The organism is Arthrobacter psychrochitiniphilus, assembly GCF_003185915.1.
In the GTDB taxonomy this organism is placed as follows: Bacteria; Actinomycetota; Actinomycetes; order Actinomycetales; family Micrococcaceae; genus Specibacter; species Specibacter psychrochitiniphilus.
Map to the genome: position 1 here is coordinate 556014 of NZ_QHLZ01000001.1, position 21024 is coordinate 577037.

Below are 21024 nucleotides of genomic sequence, written 5' to 3' on the forward strand. Positions count from 1 at the left end.
AGTGGGGGTGGGAGTGGGGTGGGAGTTGGTCAGCCTACTCCTAGGTAGGCTTCCTTGATCGCCGGGTTGGCCAGCAGTTCCTTTCCGGTGCCACTGTGCGTGATCTCCCCTGTCTCCAGGACAAAGCCTCGGTGGGCGCGCGCAAGCGCCTGATTGGCGTTCTGCTCCACCAGTAGCACTGTGGTCCCCTGGGAGTTAATCTCCGTGATGATCTTGAAGATCTGCCGGATGAACTGCGGTGCCAACCCCATGGACGGCTCGTCAAGGAGCAGCAATTTGGGGTGGGACATCAAGGCCCGGCCAATGGCAAGCATCTGCTGCTCGCCACCACTCATGGTGCCGCCAAACTGCTTTTCACGCTCCTTCAACCGGGGAAACAAGGTGAAAACCCGTTCCAGATCCTCCCCGACCTTGCTTCGATCCTTCCGGCCAAAGGTTCCCATATCCAAGTTCTCCAGGACAGTCATGGCAGGGAAGATGCCCCGCCCTTCCGGAGCCTGGGAGATACCCTGGACAACCCTGATATGGGCTTTCATTTTGGTGATGTCCTCACCCATGAACTTAATGGTTCCGTGCGTGGGGTTCAACAATCCGGAAATGGTCTTCATAGTGGTGGTCTTGCCAGCACCGTTGGCACCAATCAGGGAAACAATCTCCCCCTCATCCACGGTGAAGGACATGTCATGGATGGCCTGAATGCGCCCGTAATGGACGGAGACGTTCTCGAGCTCAAGCAAAGTCATCTTCGGGCTCCCCTAGATAGGCGGAAATAACGCGTGGGTCTTCACGGATGTCATGCGGTTTGCCATCGGCGATCTTCTTCCCGAACTCCAGCACCACAATCCTGTCCGTGACCCCCATGACCAATTTCATATCATGCTCAATCAGCAACACCGTATAGCCATCGTCGCGGATGGTACGGATCAGCGCCATGAGTTCTTCTTTTTCTGCAGGGTTAAATCCTGCGGCTGGCTCATCCAGGCACAGCACTTTGGGATCCGTGGCCAGCGCCCGGGCAATTTCTAGGCGCCGCTGGCTGCCGTAGGGCAAATGCCGCGACAACGTGGCTGCCTGATGGCCAATGCCCACAAAGTCAAGCAGTGCCATTCCCCGTTCAATGGCGTTGTGCTCCTCACGGACGTGCCGTGGCAGGCGCAGCAAGGCACCCACCACACTGGTCTTGTGCCGGGCATCCAAGCCCACCACCACATTTTCCAGAGCCGTCATCTCACCAAAGAGGCGGATGTTCTGGAACGTTCGGGCCAGCCCTGCGCGGGTGATCTTGTGCTGTTTCATCCCATTGAGCAGGCGTCCTTCCAGAAGGACCTCCCCACTGGTGGGCTTGTAAACACCCGTCATAGCGTTGAAACAGGTAGTTTTCCCGGCACCGTTGGGCCCAATCAGCCCCAGAATTTCGCCACGTTTGATGGTGAAGCTGACATCATCCATGGCCACAAGGCCACCGAATTTCATGGTCAGGTTTTTGACCTCCACCAGATCCTCGCCGATCCCAACGGCGAAGTCCCTTTCCGGCGCCACCATCTCGGCAGTTTCAAGAACTACCCCGCCTGCCGCCAGCGCAGCCGCGTCAACGGAGCCTGTGGGCTCTGGTGTTGCACTCATGCTTGCTCCCCTTCTGCTCTGTGTGCTGGCGTGGACGACGACGTATGCGCCCCTCCCCCTGTACCGGAACCTCCGGCGGCGCTGGGATTAGCGGACCCTCGGCGGCGCACAGCAGCATAGGCCGCGGTCCCGTAAGCCAGCAGCCGCTGCCTGGCTGGCAGCAAGCCTTGGGAGCGGTAAATCATGATGACCACCAGAGCCAGGCCAAAGATCAGGAACTTGTACTCAGCGATAGCAGTGAACCTCAAAGGAATGTAAGCCACCAGCGCGCCACCCAGGATTGCGCCAACCTTGTTGCCCGAGCCGCCCAAAACCACAGCGGCAACGAACAGGATGGAGGTGACGACGTCGAACTTTTGGTTGTTCACGAAGCCCACCTGGCCACCCATGAGCGAACCGGCCAAACCACCCACACCGGCACCGAGCGCAAACGCCCACACCTTGTACTTGAAGGTGGGAACGCCCATGGTTTCTGCTGCGTCCTCATCTTCGCGGATGGCAATCCAAGCACGGCCCACACGGCTGCGTTCAAGGTTGCCCACCAAGAACAACACGATGATCAAGATGACAAGTGTGAGCCAGTACCACGGGGTGCCATTGGAGTTTGCAAAGATGGGGATGCCATCAGCGCCAATGCCCGGGGGATGGCCCACATTCTGGAAACCTGGCTGACCCTTCATGGCCGGAATGAGAGTGGCCAGGATGCGGACAATCTCACCAAAACCTAGGGTCACAATGGCCAGGTAGTCCCCTCGCAGGCGCAGCGTGGGTAGACCCAGCAGCACGCCCACAAACATGGAGACGGCAATAGCCACCGGGATGGTCCAGAGGTACGGGATCTTGATGAACGCCGAATCCGGGCTGGTCAGCATGGCCGCCGTGTAGGAGCCCACGGCGAAGAAGGCAATGTAGCCCAGATCCAGCAAACCGGCGTAGCCGATCACAATGTTCAGACCCACTGCCACGAGGGCGAAGATGGCCATGGCCTGGCAGGCCAAGGGCCAGTCGTTGCCGGGCTCGGTGGAGATCAGTGGCGGGTTGATCACGGGGAGCAGGAATGCCAGAATCACCACCGGGATCAGGATCAGCCACTGCTTTTGTCGGGGCATTTCACGCCAACGGTCACTCCAGCTACCAAACTTGCGGTTGGGCCGGGGAACGGCACCGCTGGAACCCGGGGGAACCCCCGCAGATTCCATGTTGGCAGTTTTTTGCTCGGATTTGGCTGTTGAGAACGGCTTGGGTCCGTCAACCATGCTCATGCCTTGCTCCTTCCCAATGAGGTGCCCAGAATTCCTTCGGGTCGGAACAACAGCACCAGGACGAGCACCATGAATGCCACCACGTCAGTCCATTGCGAGTTACCCAACAGGATTTGCCCGTAGTTACCAATCAAGCCCAGCAGCAGACCACCAAGCAGTGCACCACGGACGTTGCCAATGCCGCCCAGAACAGCAGCCGCGAAGGCTTTGATGCCGAGAATGAACCCACCGTTGTAAACTACGCCGGAGGGAATTTTCATGACATAGAACAGTGCAGCGGCACCAGCTAGAATCCCGCCAATAACAAAGGTGGTGATAATGATCTTTTCCTTGTTGACGCCCATCAGCGTAGCCGTGTCAGGATCCTGTGCCACCGCACGGATACCGCGGCCGGTTCTGGATTTACTGATGAAACGCTCTGTCACAACCATCATGATCACGGCTGCTGTGACGATCAAGATCTGGTCCGAGTAGATGATGGTGCCGAAGACCTGAAAAACTGGTTTTGTTTGGAACATGGTCAGTGCCTGCTCTGGAACGGGACCACGCCACAGGAAAATCAAGTACTGGATGGTGAAGGAAGCACCAATGGCTGTGATCAGGAAGACCAAGCGGGGCGCGTTGCGTTTGCGCAGCGGTCTATAGGCCAGCCGCTCCAAGAGAAATGCTGTCAGGGCGGAGGCCACAATGGCCGCTATCAGCGCCAAGAGTAGATTCAAGATGATGGCTCCAACGCCCAAATTGGGGGCAGAGGGGCCAAAACCCAGGAAACTCAGGGTGAAGAAAACCGCGTAGCAACCCATGATGAATACTTCGGAGTGGGCGAAGTTAATGAGGTTCAGAACACCGTAAACCAAGGTGTAGCCGAGGGCCACGAGGGCGTAAATGGAGCCGAATGTCAGCCCATCAAAGGTGGCTGACCAGAAGTTCTGCCCCAGCGAAACAAAATCAAGAGTAATCCAGTCGTTGGACACAGGCGCGGCCATGAGGATAGTTGGAATCATAGGATTGTCCGTTTCTTGCGGGGTGCCGTGATCGGTTGCCTCCACGGTCCCTGGAAACCGCGGAGGTGGGCTGATGAGAAAATTGCATGAACAATGCTGTGGGCCGGTTTTACCCAACCCACAGCATCCTCACTTTGCAGAATTACTCCCCGATGGGACCAATGGGAACGATCTTGCCGTTCTCCACCTTGTAACCGTAAACAGTCGGAGCCTGCAGCTCGCCCTTGTCATTCCACTTGTAGTGCTTGCTCAAACCATCAGCATCGTAGTTCTTCACCCAGTCCAGCAGACTTGCCCGGTCTTGGTTGCCTGCATCAATGCCAGCTAACAGAACTGTGGTGGCGTCGTAGCCCTCAATGGAATACGTGCCCGGATCCATGTTTGTCAATGACTTGTACGCCTTGGCGAACGAAGGGATCAACTCACCCGGAATGCAAGGGCAGGTGAAGAAGGCGTTCTTCGAAGCATCACCTGCCTGCTTGATGAACTGGTCATCCTTCAAACCGTCCGGACCAACAAATGTCCCCGTGTAGCCCTTGGCCACCAACTGCTGATCAAATGGCGCACCCTCAGCGTAGTAACCGGAATAGAAGACTGCGTCTGCGTTGGAGTTCATGATCTTGGAGATCGTGGCCGAGAAGTCTTTCTGACCCTGGGTGACCTTGTCGGTGCCAATCAGGGCATCCCCCAAAGCATCCGAGGTGGTCTTGCCCAAACCAATTCCGTATTCGGAGTCATCTTGGACCAGATAAACCTTTTTAGCTCCAAGCTTGCCCGTCATGAACTTCGCTGCTGCCGGTCCCTGGACTGCGTCATTGCCTAGGCCGCGGAAGAACGTTGTCCAGCCGTTCTCGGTCAGACCAGGGTTGGTAGCTGCCGGGGTGATGTGGACCATCTTGACTTGTTCGAAGATATTACCTGTTGCTTTGGACTCACCGGAGAACGGCAACCCAACAACACCAATAATGCTCTCTTCCTTGGTGGCCTGCGTGACGGGGCCGGTGGCCTTATTCGGGTCCCCTTCAGTATCAAACTTCTTGAACGCTACCTGGCAGTCCGGGTTGGCCGCATTGTGCTCATTGATGGCGAGCTGAATACCTTGGAAAATGTTGATGCCAAGTTGTGCGTTGGCGCCCGTCTGTGCGCCAATATAGGCCAAGGTGGTGGTGGCTGGGCATTTGGCCTTGCCATCCCCTGCCGGCAGAACGGCATTCTTGGGTGTTTCAATGGAGGTCAGCGCGGGAATATCAACGGCCGAGCTACTGCCTGCAGCCGAGGAACTTCCGCCCTCCGGTGCAGCCTGATTGGCGCAACCGCTAAGCAGCAGCCCCATGGTGGCCACCGTCGCCAACGTTGTCATAACTTTCTTGCGATTCATGTATTCGCCTTCCGGATGCGCATCATCAGCCGTGCAACGCCGTCGTTACACGTAGCCAATGGCTCAGTGACTCGACCCTACTCCGCAGTACGTGATCTACGACACATTACTGCGTAAAGATCTGATAACGGATCTTTTATTGCGCCATAAAGGCACGACGGCGCGTCCCCGGCAAGAATCTCACACTGCCCAAAAACAAAAAACCCGCCTCCAAAAGAGGCGGGTTGATTGCTGCGACAGCGGTTCTCGAGCCAATCGAGCCACGGTGGCCTAGCCAGCCAGTGGTTTAGCCAGCCAGTGTTGAGATGGCGGCATTCAGAAGGGCCGAGGGGCGCATGATAGCGGCAACCTTGGCTGAATCGGGGCGGTAGTAGCCACCCAGATCAACGGCGGTTCCCTGCACGGCGGCGAGTTCGGCGATGATGGCGTCCTCGTTGGCGCTTAGCTCAGTTGCCACTGCGGCGAAAGCTGCAGCCAGCTCGGCGTCCACGCTCTGGCTCGCCAGTTCCTGCGCCCAGAACTTGGCCAGGTAGAAGTGGCTGCCACGGTTGTCGAGTTGGCCAACCTTGCGCTTTGGGGACTTGTCCTGAAGCAGGAACGTGCCGGTGGCGCGGTCCAAGGTGTCGGCCAGGATCTGTGCGCGGGCGTTGCCTTCGGTCACCGCGAGGTGCTCGAAGCTGACGGCCAGAGCCAAGAATTCTCCGAGTGAATCCCAGCGCAGGTGGTTTTCCTTTACGAGCTGCGAGACGTGCTTGGGAGCAGAGCCACCGGCACCGGTCTCGAACAGGCCACCGCCAGCGATCAGCGGAACAACGGAGAGCATCTTGGCGCTGGTGCCCAATTCCAGGATCGGGAACAGGTCTGTCAGGTAATCGCGGAGAACGTTACCGGTGACGGAGATGGTGTCTTCGCCGCGTCGGATGCGCTCCAGGGTGAAGGTGGTTGCCTTCTCGGGTGACATGATCTGGATGTCCAGGCCATCGGTGTCGTGGTCCTTCAAGTACTCGTTGACCTTCACGATCAGGTTGGAATCATGGGCGCGGGTCTCATCCAGCCAGAACACGGCGGGAGTTGCGGAGGCTCGGGCGCGGGTGACGGCCAGCTTGACCCAGTCACGGACAGGGATGTCCTTGACCTGGCAGGCACGCCAAATATCACCGGCGTCAACGCTGTGCGCGATCAGCACGTCGCCGGCTGCGTTGACGATCTGCACGGTGCCGGCTTCGCTGAGCTCAAAGGTCTTGTCATGGCTGCCGTATTCCTCGGCCGCCTGAGCCATGAGGCCCACGTTGGGAACCGTGCCCATGGTGGTGGGATCGAAGGCGCCGTGTGCGCGGCAATCCTCGATCGTGGCCTGGTATACCCCGGCGTAGCTGCTGTCAGGCAGAACAGCCAAGGTGTCATGCTCGGCGCCGTCGGCACCCCACATGTGGCCGGAGGTACGGATCATGGCGGGCATGGAGGCGTCAACAATCACGTCCGAGGGCACGTGCAGGTTAGTGATGCCCTTGTCGGAATCGACCATGGCCAGGGCCGGGCCGTTCTCGTAGCCGCTCTTGATGGCAGCCTCAACACCGGCGCGAACGTCCTGCGGCAGATCAGCTAGGCCGTTCAGGATGGATGCCAAGCCGTTGTTCGGGCTCAGGCCGGCAGCAGCAAGCGCTGCACCGTAGTTGGCGAACAGTTCCGGGAAGTAAGCCTTCACAACATGACCGAAGATGATCGGGTCGGAGACCTTCATCATGGTGGCCTTGAGGTGAGCCGAGAGCAGGATGCCCTCTTCCTTGGCGCGCGCTACCTGTGCTGCCAAGAACTCATCCAGTGCTGCGGCGCTCATGAGAGTACCGTCAACAATTTCGTTGGCGAGGACCGGGAAGGAGTTCTTCAGCACGGTGGTGGTGCCGTCGGCTGCCACGAACTGAATCTTGATCGAGTCATCAGCTTCGATCACAACGGACTTCTCGTTGTGGCGGAAATCGCCCGCATCCATGGTGGCAACGTTGGTCTTGGAGTCTGCGCTCCAGGCACCCATGCTGTGCGGGTTGGCCTTGGCGTAGTTCTTGACCGAGAGGGGCGCACGGCGGTCGGAGTTACCTTCGCGCAACACCGGGTTAACGGCGCTGCCCTTGATCTTGTCGTAACGGGCGCGAATGTCTTTTTCTTCATCCGTGGAGGGGTCATCCGGGTAGCTGGGGAGGGCGAAGCCCTGGCCCTGCAGCTCGGCAATGGCGGCTTTTAGCTGCGGGATGGAGGCGCTGATGTTGGGCAGCTTGATAATGTTGGCGTCCGGGCTCTTAGCCAATGCGCCCAGTTCTGCTAGAGCGTCTTCGATGCGCTGGTCTTCGGCGAGGTAGTCGCCGAAGACAGAGATGATGCGACCGGACAAGGAGATGTCGCGAGTCTCCACATCAACACCTGCCGTGGAGGCGAACGCCTCAACGATCGGCAGGAGTGAGTACGTGGCCAACATGGGCGCTTCGTCTGTCAGGGTGTAGATGATTTTGGCCATGGGTGAGCGCTCTCCTACGAAAATTCAGTGGATTACTTAAGAATCTAGTGTGATTTCTTTCCGTATCTAACTTACCCGAGACAGTGCGTTTGCCCGCTATCGGCGCCTTTTGGTGACTGCACACGGATAATTCACCCCGCCCCTAAAGACCGTAGTCACCGCGTGAGGTGAGGCTCATCTACTGTGCGCAGCGGCTCACTTGAGGCTACTTTGGGAACATGGAACTTATAGGGAAGCTCGCAACCGCCATCAACGCTCAAATTACGCTGGAAATCCAGGCCTCGGTGGTTTACCGCCAACTCGCCATTGAAATGGATGTGCTTGATTTGCCCGGCATCTCCGGCTGGTTCTTGGCTCAGTCAGCCGAGGAATTAGTGCATGCACAAAAGTTCACCAACCATATGACAGACCGTAACGCCTCCCCCAAGATTGGTGATATTACGGCCCCCAACGTCACCACCACCACGGTACTGGAGGCTTTCGAAGCGTCCCTGGCGCACGAGCAGAAGGTCTCCGAATCCATCCGCAACCTTTACCGCCTGGCCATGGCTGAAGGTGATATTGATTCAATCCCGCTGCTGAACTGGTTCGTTGAGGAGCAGTTGGAAGAGGAAGCCAGCGTCGGTGAGATCATTGGCCGCGTCAAGTTGATCGGCACAGATGGCAACGGTCTGCTGCGGCTAGATGCAGAGCTGGGCTCTCGCAAAGAGGCCAGCGAATAGCCCTCCCCCTGAACCAGCCGTGAGCTTTGGCGGCTTAGAAGTACTCAAAGCAGCTCAAAGCAGCCAAAGCTCACGGATCGAATTACGCACGGATCAAATAGCAGCGTTTTAAGGTTCTAGCGCTGCCACATCTTAATCACAATTCCCACCAGCAAGGCCAGGAACACCAGCGAGCCAGCGCCAATGATCAGCGTGGCTAAAACGCCCGGCTCCCACAGCCATGCAAGGCCCATGGGTTAGTGGAAGAAGTGCCGGGCACCGGTGAAGTACATGGTGATCCCGGCAGCGTTAGCCGCTTCAATCACTTCTCCGTCGCGCACTGACCCGCCGGGCTGGACTACGGCGCGGACACCGGCGTCGAGCAGGATTTGCAAACCGTCGGCGAACGGGAAGAACGCGTCGGAGGAGGCTACCGCGCCGATGGAGCGCTGGGCCGAAGCACCCTCGCCACCTGAGGCACCGCCGGCGCCGTCAACATCGGATTCCACCGTTACGCCCAGTGTGTTGGCACGCTCAACGGCCAGTTTGCAGGAGTCCACGCGGTTGACCTGGCCCATGCCAATGCCCACTGCGGCTCCGTTGTTGGCGAGCAGAATGGCGTTGGACTTGGCTGCACGCACTGCGGTCCAGGCGAACTTCAAATCAGCCAGGGTCCCGGCATCGGCCGGGGCGCCTGCGGCGAGTGTCCAGTTGGCGGTGTCATCGCCCTCGGCGTCAACCCTGTCGCTCATCTGCACCAGCATGCCGCCGGAAACCTGGCGAACCTCTGCCGGGTAGCGGCCGTACCCTTCGGGCAGGGCCAGCAGGCGGATGTTCTTCTTGGCCGAAAGGATCTCCACTGCTTCGGGCTCGAAGTCCGGGGCAATAACAACCTCGGTGAAAATACCGGCCACGGTGCGGGCCATGGCCGCGGTGACGGTGCGGTTGGCCGCAATCACACCACCGAATGCTGAGAGCGGATCGCAGGCGTGAGCCTTGGCGTGGGCATCGGCAATGGGATCCACGGCGTCCGGGGAGGCAACGGCCACACCGCACGGGTTGGCGTGCTTGATAACGGCCACAGCCGGTACGTCAAAATCAAACGCGGCACGCAGGGCGGCGTCAGCGTCAACAAAGTTGTTGTAGCTCATGGCCTTGCCGTGCAGCTGGTCCGCCTGGGCAATGCCGGCAGGTGCAGCCTTGTCCACATACAGCGCGGCCTGCTGGTGCGGGTTTTCACCGTAGCGCAGCACCTCTGAACGCTCCAGGGAGTAGCCGGCGTAGGCGGGCCAATCGATGACGCCGTCCCCGTCCGCATCCAGGAACTGGGCCGAGGTCCAGGCAGCAACAGCGTTGTCATAAGCGGCGGTGTGGGAAAAGGCTGCGGCGGCCAGGCGCTGGCGTGCGGCGAGCGTGAAGCCACCTTCCTGCGCTGCGGCAATGACGGCGCCGTAGCGGGCGGGGTCAACCACAACAGCAACAGACGGGTGGTTCTTCGCGGCGGCGCGGACCATGGAGGGCCCGCCAATATCAATCTGCTCAACAACGGCGTCCTGTCCGGCACCAGAATTGACGGTGTCCACGAACGGGTACAGGTTCACTACCACCAGATCGAAGGGCTCAATGTTCATCTCTTCGAGCTGGTGCACGTGGTCCGGCAAGCGGCGGTCAGCCAGGATGCCTGCGTGGATCAGCGGGTGCAGGGTCTTCACACGGCCGTCCAAGCATTCTTGGAAGCCTGTCACCTCTGAAACTTCAGTCACGGGCACACCGGCTGCGGCGATTCTTGAGGCAGTAGACCCGGTGGAAACAATGGCTACACCGGCGGCGTGCAGGCCCTGGGCCAACTCCTCCAGACCGGTCTTGTCGTAGACCGAGATCAATGCCCGGCGGATGGGAACACGGTTAAGGGGAACGCTGGTCACGTTGAAATCTCCGTAGGTGGCTCGATGATGGCGACACATAAAGTTTAGGCCACGTAAGCGCCGGTAGGATCTCAATCATGACTTCCAGTGATCTGCTCACCGCACCGGCCCCCGCTCAAACCTCCCCCGCAGGACTCACCCCTGCTGTAGAAGGGCAGTTGCCCGAGGACCTTAACCGCCTGATCAACTCGGTTATCCTCCCCGGTTTTGTTGGCACAACCGTGCCACAGTGGCTGGAACGGGCGCTCGAGAACGGTTTGGCCGGCGTGGTCTATTTTGGCCACAACATTGATCCGGACTCCCCGGAGCAGGTCTCTGCGCTCTCTGCCGCCATCCGCGCAGCCAACCCGAACGCTGTGATCGGTGTGGATGAAGAAGGCGGCAATGTCACCCGCCTGCAGTCCCGTGACGGCTCCACCATCCCCGGGGCGGCGGCGTTGGGAGCACTCAACGAACTCAGTACAACGGAGGCGGCGGGCCGCGCCATTGGCCAGCTCTGCCGCGACGCAGGCATCAACTTGACCATTGCACCGGTGGCTGATGTGAACACTAACCCGCTCAACCCTGTCATCGGCGTGCGCGCGTTTGGCGCCGATACCGCCTTGGTCAGCGCGCATACTGCCGCTGCCGTCCGCGGTATCCAGGAACTGCGTGTGGCTGCCTGCGCCAAGCACTTCCCCGGTCACGGGGACACTGTTGCAGATTCCCACATGGACGCCGCCCGTGTGGATTTGACCATGGCGGAAATGGCCCAGTTCCACCTGCCGCCATTCCGTGCCGCCGTGGAGGCCGGTGTGGCGTCCATGATGAGCGCACACATCATCATCCCTGAGTTGGGCGAGGCCCCGGCAACTCTGACTCCGGCGGCGAGCGCTCTGCTGCGTGGGATGGGGTTCGACGGCGTGTTGATCACCGACGCGCTGGACATGGCTGCCGTGCGTGTAACGGTGGGCCCGGGCGAGGGCGGCGTGCTGGCGCTCCTGGCCGGCAACGATCTGCTCTGCGTGGGCAACCCGCTCAACGCCTACACCACGGGACGCGATGATGAGTCCTGCTATACCGAGGTCTTTGACGCCCTGCACGCCGCAGCGGTCTCAGGACGGCTGCCTGTGGACATCCTGCGCCGTGCGGCCGGACGCGTTCAGGCCCTGGCGCAGTGGTCTGCCGGGGAGGTTGCCGCGGACAAGCACGACGCCGTTGACTGGGTTTCCGTCGCTGCCCGCGCCACCCGCACGGACTCGCTAGGCTCCGGCTCGCTGGGCAAGACACCGGTGCTCGCCGGCTCCGGTGTGCTCACCTTGGTGGATGCGCGCACGGGTCACAACATGGCGGCCGGTCCCACCGAGAACTTCCTGGCCACGGCGCTGCACCACTACGCCGTGACCGCAGTGAACGCCACCGAGCTCTCCAGCGCTGAACTGGAAGTGGCGCTGATGCAGGCCCGGGGAGCTGTGCTGGTTCTTGTTGATTCACTTGAATCTGCGGAGCAGGCACAAACTCTGGAACTGGTCTTCGCCACGGCTCCGCAGGCGGTGTGCGTCAACGCCGGGTTGGCACCGGCTGAGCCCACCCTGTTCCCCGCCCTCCATGCCCACGGTTTTAGCCGCGTCACTGCCGAAGCCGTGGTCCGCGTTCTGGAAACCGTTTAACCCCGCGGCTGCCCTAGGCCCTCTGCACTAACCGCCCTCCCGCAAGGAAGAACACCGTGAGCACCCCTGAGAACACCTTCGACGCCGTCCGCGCTGAGATTGGCCAGCTCGTCACCGAAGCCAGCAACCCGAAGTACCCGGATCTGGCCGCTCTCTCCACCCAGGAGCTTGTAGCGGCCATGAATAGTGAAGACGCGATGGTTCCGGCCGCGATAGAAAAGGCCCACCACGTCATCTCCTCCATCATTGATGAGGTTGCTGCGCGCATGGCCCGCGGCGGGCGTCTGATCTACGTTGGCGCTGGCACGCCCGGACGCATGGGTATTCTGGATGCCAGCGAATGCCCGCCCACCTTCGGCACCGACCCCTCCCTGGTGGTAGGTGTCATTGCTGGCGGTAGTGCAGCCGTAAACCAGGCCGTTGAAAATGCCGAGGACAGTGAAGAGGGCGGAGCCGCGGACATGGCAGCCCTGAAACTGACCGCCAACGATTCCGTTGTGGGTATGGCCGCCTCCGGCCGCACCCCCTACGTCATCGCCGCCATCCGAGCCGCACGTGCAGAGGGCGCATACACCGTGGGATTCGCCTGCAACAATGGCTCCCCCCTCGGTGCCGCGGCCCACACCGCCTTGGAGATCGAGGTGGGTCCGGAATTCTTGGCTGGTTCCACCCGGCTGAAGTCCGGAACCTGCCAAAAGCTGGTGTTGAACATGATCAGCACCATCACCATGGTCCGTCTCGGCAAGACCTATAAAAACGTCATGGTGGACTTGCGCGCCACCAATGCCAAGCTCCATGCACGCAGCGAGCGGACCCTGATGCACGTCACCGGCGCCGATGCTGCCACAGCCTCAGCTGCCCTCACCGCGGCCCATGGTCATGTGAAGGCTGCGATCCTCTCGATCATGACGGGCCTGCCCGCAGATCAGGCCCTCTCCCTGCTGGCAAAGAATGCCGGTTTCTTACCAGCCGCCATCGAGGCCGGCAACCAGTAAGCACTTCTTCTCTCAGCATCCCTTTCACCACCCGAGTCCGATTGGAGGCACCCACCATGAGCCCCTCTCACCCGCACTTCGCAACGGAGCTGCGCAGCCGGCTCCAACGCCTGCTCGAGGCAAGCGTCAGGGACGGGGTGGCACCCGCAGTGGCCTGCGCCGTCGTACTCCATCAAGGCAGCGGAAATGACAGCGGCGGAGCGGGCGGGATTGAACTGCCCGTCCTGACAGCGGGCCAAGCCACCCGCGGCACCTTCTTTGATCTGGCCTCGGTCACGAAACTGTTCACCACGGCCACGGTGCTAGCCCTTGTCAATGATGGGCGGCTGGCTCTGGATGCGCCCATTGGCCGGCATCTTCGCGCTTATGCGGCCGGGGAAAAGTCCACGGTGACGCTGCGGCATCTGCTCACCCACACCTCGGGCCTGCCGGCGCAGTGGCGGGGCTGGCACACAGCGATATCAGACGGGAACGGATTTCAGCGCAAGGAACTCATTGCGGATCTGCTGACCACGCCGCTCACCGCCCCGCCGGGGACCCGGTACGAGTATTCCTGCGCCGGATTCAACACGATCATGGTACTGGCCGAGCGGGTGACAAAAACCCCGTGGGCACAGTTGGTGAAAGAGCGGGTCCTGTACCAGCTGCCCACCCACGGCATCACCGGAAGTCCGCGCATTGAGCAATGCGCCCCCACCGAGTATCAACCGGAGCTGGGACGCGGGCTGGTGCGCGGGATTGTGCATGACGAGGCGGCGTGGTCTTTGGCCGGGCTCAGCGGAAACGCCGGCATGTTTGCCACGGCGGATGGGCTGCGTGTTTTCGGCACGGCGTTGCTGAACGGCCTGCCGGGCATCCTCTCCCCCGGATTGGCCGCCGAAATGTGGCGGGATCAGCTGCCCGGAATACTCGCAGAGCACTTCAAGGTAGCCGGTCCCGGTTTCGGCCAGGGTCTGGGCCTGCGCATCAACGAGCAGCCGTGGATGGGGGCTGCGGGTACGCAGGCTCGCGGGCATACTGGATTCACCGGCACCTCCCTCCTGGTGGATCAGGAGGCGGGGTTGGTGATCTCCCTGCTCAGCAACCGGGTCAACCCCAGCCGGGACGGCTCAGATGCAACGGAGCTGCGCCAGGCTGTGTCCGAGCTCGTCTACTCTTTTGCCCAGTGATTCGAAAGGCACCATGAATTCCACCACCGAGCTCTTAACCGGCGATCGTGTTGTGCAGGAACTGCCGTGGCGCTGGCGAGTGCAGGGCAGTATTTTTCTCATTGGCGGGCTCGGCTTCATGTTCGATGCCTGGGATGTCACACTCAATGGCTTCTTAATTCCGCTCTTGTCTAAGGAATGGGGACTCAGCACCGGACAGGCGGCGTGGATTGGCACAGCCAACTTGATCGGCATGGCCGTGGGTGCCTTCGCCTGGGGATCCATTGCGGACATCATTGGGCGCAAGAAGGCGTTCACCCTGACTCTGCTGATTTTCTCGGTGTTCACGGTACTGGGCGCGTTCTCGAATGAGATTGTGCTGTTTTGCGTGTTCCGTTTCATGGCCGGCTTTGGATTGGGCGGCTGCATCCCCGTGGACTATGCACTGGTAGGTGAGTTCACCCCGCGCAAGCACCGGGGACGGGTACTGACGGCCATGGACGCCTGGTGGCCCATCGGCGCTTCCCTGTGCGGCGTGGTTTCTGCTCTGTTGATGGCATGGTTTGGCGACTGGCGCTTCCTGATGCTGATCATGGTGTTGCCGGCACTACTGGTGTTCTGGGTACGTACGGGCATCCCGGAATCACCGCTGTTTCTGGTGCGCGCCGGACGTCCGGCGGAGGCGAAGGCCGTCATTGATTCCTTGATCAAGCGGACCGGGGCCACAGTGGGCCCGTGGGTTTTGCCTGACCCGGCCGCTGCTCCAAAGCTTTCCTTGGGCAAGGTCACGGATCAGCTGGCCGGGCTGTGGCGCTTCAACTGGCGCATCACCGGCGTTGCGTGGTCACTATTCCTGACAATTTTGCTGGTGTACTACGGCGCGCTGACATGGATGCCCTCAATTTTGGTGTCCACAGGATACGCGGAAAACAAGGCGTTCATGGCCACAGCTTCCATGACGGGCATTGGCCTGCTCGGTGTGGTGGCGGCCGCCCTGCTCGTGGAGCGGCTGGGGCGCAAGTGGATCCTTGCCATTACGGGACCGCTGGCCGCACTCTCGCTGGTAATTTTTGCGCTGGTACTGGATGCGCCCGTGGCCTCTGCGATCTGGCTGTTGGTGTTTGGTTTTGTCATCCAGGTGGCCATACCCGTTCTCTACACCTACGTTTCGGAACTGTACCCAACCCATCTTCGCGCAACCGGTTTTGGCTGGGCCTCCACCATTTCACGAGTGGGCGCCGGGCTGGTGCCGTTGATCTTCGGGTCTATTCTGTGGCCAGTGCTGGGCCTGCCGCTGACGTTCGCCCTGACCGGTGGGCTGGTGTTGCTAGCAGTCATCTGGATGGCCTTCTCAGCTCCGGAGACCAGGGGCGCAGCACTGGACTAAGCCGTGCAGCGGCGAAAGCCTCCCCCTGCGGCGAACTCCCCTCCCTGAGTTCATTCCCTCCCTCGGTTCAAGGGTCTTCAGCGTTCCCTCACTTTCACCCGGTATTCTAGTGCCAACCGTGCATTCCCACTGAGTAAGGATCACCATGAGCGCGTTGCTTCCCACTGTTTTCTCCACTGCCGGACTGCTTGGCGGTTACCAGATAGCTAGGGCCACGAAGAACCGGCAGCTGGGCGGCGCCGTTCTGGCGGTGGCAGGTGCCGCGGCCTTCCTGGGCTGGAAGAAAAACGCTGGGACGGGAACCGCCACGGCCTTGACCGCCACTTACGTGCTGGCTTTTGGCGCCTCCCACCCTCTGGCCAAGAAGATGGGTTCCTGGCCTGCCGTGTACACGGTTACAGCTGCAACGGCTGTTGCCTCACTGGTCTTTGGCCGCAGCAAGAAATAACGCCCCCTGTCCAGGGCATAGCAGCCGCGAGCAGTAAACCTTAGATTCCACAAAGGCCGTACACTTTTTAGGTACAACCGCCTCTAAGCGGTGATCTTCAAACGAAAAGGATCCCATGGATCTCGCAGCCGATACCACCGGCTTCCTCTCGAGCATCTGGGTCTACCTGCTGGGCGGCGGATTCGTCATGGTCTCAGCCCTCATCCCGCCGGTCCCCAGTACCACTGTGTTCGTTGCCTTGGGCGCCGTGGCGGAGCTCGACGGCGGACCCCGAGCACTTCCGCTGGTGCTGGCCATGCTGACCGGGGCAGTTGCCGGAGACTTGCTGACCTATTGGCTCACCAAATTGATGGGCGCCACACGGTGGGGTAGCGCTAGCGGGCCGCGGCGTGACCGGGCCGTGGAGGCAGCTACGCGCAGGCTCCGGAGCCGCCCGTACATGTTCATGCTGACCTCACGCTTCATTCCACTGGGCAGGCTCTCCTCCAATATTGCCGCGATAGCGGCCAAGTACCCGTTGCGTTCTTTCACGGCTTTTTCGGCGGTCTCTGGCATCATCTGGTCACTGTACTCGGTGGGGATCGGCATGCTCACCCAGCAGTGGCCCGAGATCTCAACCCAACTTGCCGTGGTCTTGGCGATCGTCTTTTCCTTGATCCTTGGCTGGTTGATTGGCAAAGTCTCCAGCTGGTTACTGGACCGTAAGAACGCCAAGGATGCTCCCAGCTTGGCTCCCTAAGAACCTCTTACAGGCAATGGCTACTTCATCAACCCGGGCCGGAGGCGCGGGCCAGCTTGCGTGGACGCAGATCTAGGCACGGGCCAGGTCTGCGAGCACCTGGATGAGCAGCTCGCGCTCGGCCACTTTGATGCGCTCGTGCAGTGAATCTTCGGTATCTTCGGGCAGGATTGCCACGGGGGTTTGGGCAATGATGGGGCCGGTATCCACACCCGCGTCCGCGAAGTGCACGGTACAGCCCGTCACTTTAACGCCGTAGGCCATGGCATCGCGGACCCCATGGGCACCTGGGAATGACGGCAGTAGGGCAGGGTGGGTGTTGACGTAGCGGCCCTCAAAGGCGTTGATGAACCCGGGTGCCACAATGCGCATGAAGCCGCTGGAAATCACGTAATCGGGCGCATAAGAAGCCACCTTCTCCAAAAGCGCGGCGTCCCATTCGGTGCGGGCAGAGTAGTCCTTGAAGTTGACCACAAAAGTTTCCAGTCCGGCGGACGCGGAACGTTCCACGCCGAGGGTGCCGGGCCTGTCCGCGCCCACTGCCGCAATATCTAAGGGCAGGCTGCCATTGGCGACGGCGTCAATGACAGATTGCAGATTTGAACCGGTTCCGGATACTAAGACAACTATGCGCATGCCCTCAATTTTAGGGGCACGGCGCGGGCTAGCCCTATTCGGTGCCAGCGTGGCGGCGCTGGGGCAGACCCATGGACGGGTGGTCCCCTTCCAGCCAGGGTCCTGCCAGGGAACCGATGATGACACCAGCTGCTATTTCAGCCCCTACCCACAGGGCGGCAGTTAGCGGATCCGGACCCAGCTGGGAGAACCGCCCGATCCCGGCGGAGCCTTGTGAGATCCAGAAAAGGATGCCGCAAACAATCGCGGAAACGGTACCTATCACTGCACCGAGAAAGATGGTGGAGGCGGGCAGTGAGAGCCAGCGCTGGCGTACCTTCAAGGAGAGCCACTCATCAAAATGGTTTTCACCGGCCCGGACAAACCACCAACCACCCAAGAGGCCGGCCAGGACGGGGATGATGAGGGCGGCAAAGCCCCATCCCAGCTCACCGGTAGGCAAGGCCGCCAGCAAGGGAATGGGCGGCACCGGGGCCACGCTGGTGCCCAGGGGTGAAACTGTGGAACCAACACCCAAGGAGAAGCCGTCGCCCCCGGCCCATGCCAACGTCCAGATCGCCAGGTTGGGCATGAATCCTAATTGGGCCAGCGTCAAGGCAGCGCCTCCCACAGCACCGGGCCGCAACGCCTGATAGACGGAAACAATGTCACTCCACCTCGCCACGAGGTTGATGGTCAGTAATAAGGCTGAGAGTGAGAGGGCGGCCATGGACGCCACAAAACCGGCTCGGATTACCGAGGCCACATACGATCCCGCCCAGCGCTGATCTTGGCTAGTCTTGGAAATCCAGTGCGCAGCATTGACACCAATGAGCCTGCCCCATGATCCGGCCTCAAGCCTGGATCCGATGATGAGCCCGGCTCCTGCAGGAATGAGTGGCACCAACATGCTGGGAATGAGGCCTACGCTGATTTCCAGCGAGCTGCAAACAAATCCGGTGGCCAGGCCAGCCGCAGCGTAGACAGCGAGGGCACTGAATACCGGCTGCCAGAGTTGGTCGGTGTAGGAGGCGCGAGCCAAACGCCCGCCTGCACGCCAGGAAAGCAGGAAAGGAATCAGGGCCAAACCGAGTGGCAGCAGAGTAAAGGTCCCAGTCTCTACTGAGGCCGAGCTGGGGCCATTGGTCATGGTCAGGTGCAAAGGCACACCGTGGCCCAGTAACCAGATCTGGCCCGCCAACTGGGCTACCGCTGAGGCGTCCCGTTGCGCAAAGCCGCCCGCCCACCAGGTGGCCGCCACCGGAACGGCCACGATCAGCGCCGAGATGACGAACATTTGTGCAGCTTCAAAGGCCCCCTGCAGCCAGAGCGGCATGGGTATTCCGTGGCGTTTTCGCTTGTCCGCTGTGCTGTTCATCGTCTTCAATGGTGCCACATGGCGGGCAGATACCTAGTTAGCGGCACTGGGTTGGCTGGCAAAAAGTGTTCAGTGCATCCTCACTTTGTCTGGGGAACTCGGCCCTACACTCTGGGACCCTACGCCCTGGGACCCCGGCGCTGGGGGCCGGTTCACGTTCCGCTCCTTAAACACAAATAAGGCCCGGGATAATCCGGACCTTATTTGTTCAAGCCCTAAAGGCTAAAGAAAAATGCGGTTACCCGCAAATGTTCTTTAGAATTAGATAGCCTGGATGTTGACTGCCTGAGGACCCTTGGGACCCTGCTCAACATCGAAGGAAACCTTCTGGTTCTCTTCGAGGGAGCGGTAGCCTGAGGAGTTGATCGCGGAGTAGTGCGCGAAAACGTCCTGGGACTGGTCATCGGGAGAGATGAAGCCGAAGCCTTTTTCAGCGTTGAACCACTTGACGGTACCTGTTGCCATTATTTCTATTTCCTTCTGAAGTTGGAGATTCCGCCCGACCTTCGGGCCTCCGTGTACGGTGTAAGTCCGCTTCTCCAGAAAAGCGACGTCTTCCCCTAAAGGATGGCGTCGCTTCAACTACAAAAAACGCAACACTACAACTACGTCCAAGTATACATACCTATTACCCAAAAGCCACTAAGAGCTGAGAGGTGTGTCACTTAGCGCCTTGGGGCGGGCCGCAAATATTCGCAAATCGTTGATTTTCCGGGAAGAAATAGGCCTTCTTCCGTGACGCGGCACTCATTGTTCACTTCGTCTTCACTTGTCATATTCGTGAAATATTGATCTGGCTGCCAATCTTTGTGGCCAAACAGAGCACCTTGGCCACACACTGCGCCGGCACCCGGCTACTAGTGCCGGCACCCGTATAGTGGGCCCGAGGATAGTGAAGCCATCACTTGGCTGATGTTGAGAACAGTGAGGGGGATCAGATGCGCAGTTTCAGCTCGCGAGTCCCCGGAACATTCCCGGCACTCTTGATGGCTCTCCTCCTGGCACTGGGCTCCATGACACTGGTGGTCATAGGCTGCACCGGTGCCCAAGCATCGCCTGGCATGCAAACAATTGCAGTGAGCCCCGCGGCAGAGCAACAGATCACAGCAGCCACCACTGCTGCCCTTAACACCCGCGGGATCCTCAATACCCTTAATCAGCTCTCCCCAGAATGTAAACCCGGGCACAAGAAGGTTCGCCTGGAAAGCCATGCGGTCTCCCCCAACCTGGTTCAGTTGCAATCACCTCGCGGATCTTTTGGCTCCCCCCTCCCCCACCGCCTCCTCGTGGACGGTGCTGCCCAGCAGTTCCTCGGACGGATACCAGCGGCTTTGAGCCATCTGGATCTCGGGATCGTAAGGACGTAGACAAGGGTGCGCCAACTCCTACGCCAGCATTAATGCCAGCGGCGGGTGTCCGGCGTTGAGCCTGTCCTGATGTTTTCCCGTGGCGCACTGCCACCGGGCACACTTTCCAGTGCCTGCGAATGTGCGCTGCTGATACGATCCTGAAAGTTTTTTAGATGAATACCCAAAAGACGAGTACCAAAAAGACCCGGAATGTTGTTTTAGCGCTGGTGTTGGGCGCCGTTGTTATCTTGGCAATAGTTTTTGCCGGCGCTGCGGCCAATGAGAACCGCCTAAAACCGGCAGGTACTGGCTCCAACGCGCTTGGCGAATCAAACCTGCCAGCCGCCGAGCAGGCCCCTGACGTCAAGCTTGAGCGGCGCATTTCCGGCGATCCGATGGCGCTGGGCGCCGTGGATGCCCCGGTAGTCATGATCGAATATTCGGATTACCGCTGCCCATTCTGTGGTGTCTACGCGCGCAAGACCCAGCCGGAAATCATCCAGAAGTATGTTGATTCGGGGCAATTGCGTATTGAATGGCGTGATTTGCCGGTGCTGGGTGAGGCATCGGTGAATGCGGCCGTTGCTGCCCGCGCCGCAGGTGAGCAGGGCTTGTTCTGGGAGTTCAACCAGGCCGTTTACGCCGGCGCCCCGGAAAAAGGCAAGGCCGAACTCAGCGAAGCAGAGCTACTGAAGTTCGCGCAGAAGGCAGGGGTGCCTGATCTGGCAAAGTTCTCCGCGGATAGCAAAAGCCCCGAGTTGTTGGCCCTGGTCAAGGCCGATCTATCCGAAGGAACGGCGCTGGGCCTGAACAGCACCCCTACCTTTGTCATCAATAATGAGGCGATCCCCGGCGCCCAACCCATGGAGGTCTTCTCCGAAGTGATTGATGCCGCCCTAGCCAAGGCCAAGTAG

General features: G+C 60.2%; 19 protein-coding genes. 9 read left to right on the plus strand and 10 right to left on the minus strand.

Features of this window, described 5'->3' with window-relative positions; all coding sequences use genetic code 11:
• Positions 1-29: 29 nt before the first annotated feature.
• From CVS29_RS02420 to CVS29_RS02445, 6 genes are all read right to left on the minus strand, one after another.
• Complete coding sequence (locus CVS29_RS02420) at positions 30-743, minus strand: ABC transporter ATP-binding protein (RefSeq protein WP_110104710.1); 714 nt, start codon at positions 741-743, stop codon at positions 30-32.
• On the minus strand, positions 730-1623 hold the full coding sequence (locus CVS29_RS02425; protein ID WP_110104711.1) for an ABC transporter ATP-binding protein: 894 nt from the start codon (positions 1621-1623) through the stop codon (positions 730-732). The genes CVS29_RS02420 and CVS29_RS02425 overlap by 14 nt, the downstream gene beginning before the upstream one ends.
• Positions 1620-2885, minus strand: coding sequence for a branched-chain amino acid ABC transporter permease (locus tag CVS29_RS02430; RefSeq protein WP_110104712.1), 1266 nt, complete (start codon positions 2883-2885; stop codon positions 1620-1622). Before CVS29_RS02430 ends, CVS29_RS02425 begins: the two co-directional genes overlap by 4 nt.
• Positions 2882-3889: a branched-chain amino acid ABC transporter permease gene (locus CVS29_RS02435; RefSeq protein ID WP_110104942.1), complete on the minus strand. Its 1008-nt coding sequence runs from the start codon at positions 3887-3889 to the stop codon at positions 2882-2884. The genes CVS29_RS02430 and CVS29_RS02435 overlap by 4 nt, the downstream gene beginning before the upstream one ends.
• Positions 3890-4031: 142 nt before the next feature.
• Complete coding sequence (locus CVS29_RS02440; RefSeq protein ID WP_110104713.1) at positions 4032-5267, minus strand: branched-chain amino acid ABC transporter substrate-binding protein; 1236 nt, start codon at positions 5265-5267, stop codon at positions 4032-4034.
• 286 nt (positions 5268-5553) lie between these two features.
• On the minus strand, positions 5554-7776 hold the full coding sequence (locus CVS29_RS02445) for an NADP-dependent isocitrate dehydrogenase (RefSeq protein ID WP_110104714.1): 2223 nt from the start codon (positions 7774-7776) through the stop codon (positions 5554-5556).
• Positions 7777-7994: 218 nt separating this feature from the next.
• Here CVS29_RS02445 and CVS29_RS02450 point away from each other — a divergent pair, with 218 nt between their 5' ends.
• Positions 7995-8498: a ferritin gene (locus CVS29_RS02450; RefSeq protein ID WP_110104715.1), complete on the plus strand. Its 504-nt coding sequence runs from the start codon at positions 7995-7997 to the stop codon at positions 8496-8498.
• Between the two features lie 236 nt (positions 8499-8734).
• Here CVS29_RS02450 and purH read toward each other — a convergent pair whose 3' ends face one another.
• Positions 8735-10402 carry a bifunctional phosphoribosylaminoimidazolecarboxamide formyltransferase/IMP cyclohydrolase gene (gene purH, locus CVS29_RS02455; RefSeq protein ID WP_179442365.1) on the minus strand — a complete coding sequence of 556 codons (1668 nt, stop codon included), beginning with the start codon at positions 10400-10402 and terminating at the stop codon, positions 8735-8737.
• A 77-nt stretch (positions 10403-10479) separates the two neighbouring features.
• Here purH and CVS29_RS02460 point away from each other — a divergent pair, with 77 nt between their 5' ends.
• From CVS29_RS02460 to CVS29_RS02485, 6 genes are all read left to right on the plus strand, one after another.
• Positions 10480-12051, plus strand: a complete 1572-nt coding sequence (locus tag CVS29_RS02460; RefSeq protein ID WP_110104717.1) for a glycoside hydrolase family 3 protein — start codon at positions 10480-10482, stop codon at positions 12049-12051.
• A 56-nt stretch (positions 12052-12107) separates the two neighbouring features.
• Positions 12108-13046, plus strand: coding sequence for an N-acetylmuramic acid 6-phosphate etherase (murQ, locus tag CVS29_RS02465; RefSeq protein ID WP_110104718.1), 939 nt, complete (start codon positions 12108-12110; stop codon positions 13044-13046).
• 56 nt (positions 13047-13102) lie between these two features.
• Entirely contained in the window at positions 13103-14215 is a 1113-nt protein-coding gene (locus CVS29_RS02470; protein ID WP_110104719.1) for a serine hydrolase domain-containing protein, read from the plus strand.
• 13 nt (positions 14216-14228) lie between these two features.
• A complete protein-coding gene (locus CVS29_RS02475; protein ID WP_110104720.1) occupies positions 14229-15581 on the plus strand; it encodes an MFS transporter in 1353 nt (450 codons plus the stop codon).
• Positions 15582-15726: 145 nt separating this feature from the next.
• On the plus strand, positions 15727-16029 hold the full coding sequence (locus CVS29_RS02480) for a hypothetical protein (protein WP_110104721.1): 303 nt from the start codon (positions 15727-15729) through the stop codon (positions 16027-16029).
• Between the two features lie 115 nt (positions 16030-16144).
• The gene (locus CVS29_RS02485) at positions 16145-16768 is read left to right on the plus strand and encodes a DedA family protein (RefSeq protein ID WP_110104722.1); all 624 of its coding nucleotides are present in this window, start codon (positions 16145-16147) and stop codon (positions 16766-16768) included.
• A 72-nt stretch (positions 16769-16840) separates the two neighbouring features.
• Here CVS29_RS02485 and purN read toward each other — a convergent pair whose 3' ends face one another.
• From purN to CVS29_RS02500, 3 genes are all read right to left on the minus strand, one after another.
• Positions 16841-17404, minus strand: coding sequence for a phosphoribosylglycinamide formyltransferase (purN, locus tag CVS29_RS02490; protein ID WP_110104723.1), 564 nt, complete (start codon positions 17402-17404; stop codon positions 16841-16843).
• 34 nt (positions 17405-17438) lie between these two features.
• On the minus strand, positions 17439-18761 hold the full coding sequence (locus tag CVS29_RS02495) for a cell division protein PerM (protein WP_110104724.1): 1323 nt from the start codon (positions 18759-18761) through the stop codon (positions 17439-17441).
• 261 nt (positions 18762-19022) lie between these two features.
• On the minus strand, positions 19023-19226 hold the full coding sequence (locus CVS29_RS02500) for a cold-shock protein (protein WP_038467205.1): 204 nt from the start codon (positions 19224-19226) through the stop codon (positions 19023-19025).
• 473 nt (positions 19227-19699) lie between these two features.
• Between CVS29_RS02500 and CVS29_RS02505 the strand changes: the two genes are divergently transcribed.
• Both CVS29_RS02505 and CVS29_RS02510 read left to right on the plus strand, forming a co-directional pair.
• Positions 19700-20128: a hypothetical protein gene (locus CVS29_RS02505; RefSeq protein WP_146212970.1), complete on the plus strand. Its 429-nt coding sequence runs from the start codon at positions 19700-19702 to the stop codon at positions 20126-20128.
• Positions 20129-20283: 155 nt separating this feature from the next.
• On the plus strand, positions 20284-21024 hold the full coding sequence (locus CVS29_RS02510) for a DsbA family protein (RefSeq protein WP_110104726.1): 741 nt from the start codon (positions 20284-20286) through the stop codon (positions 21022-21024).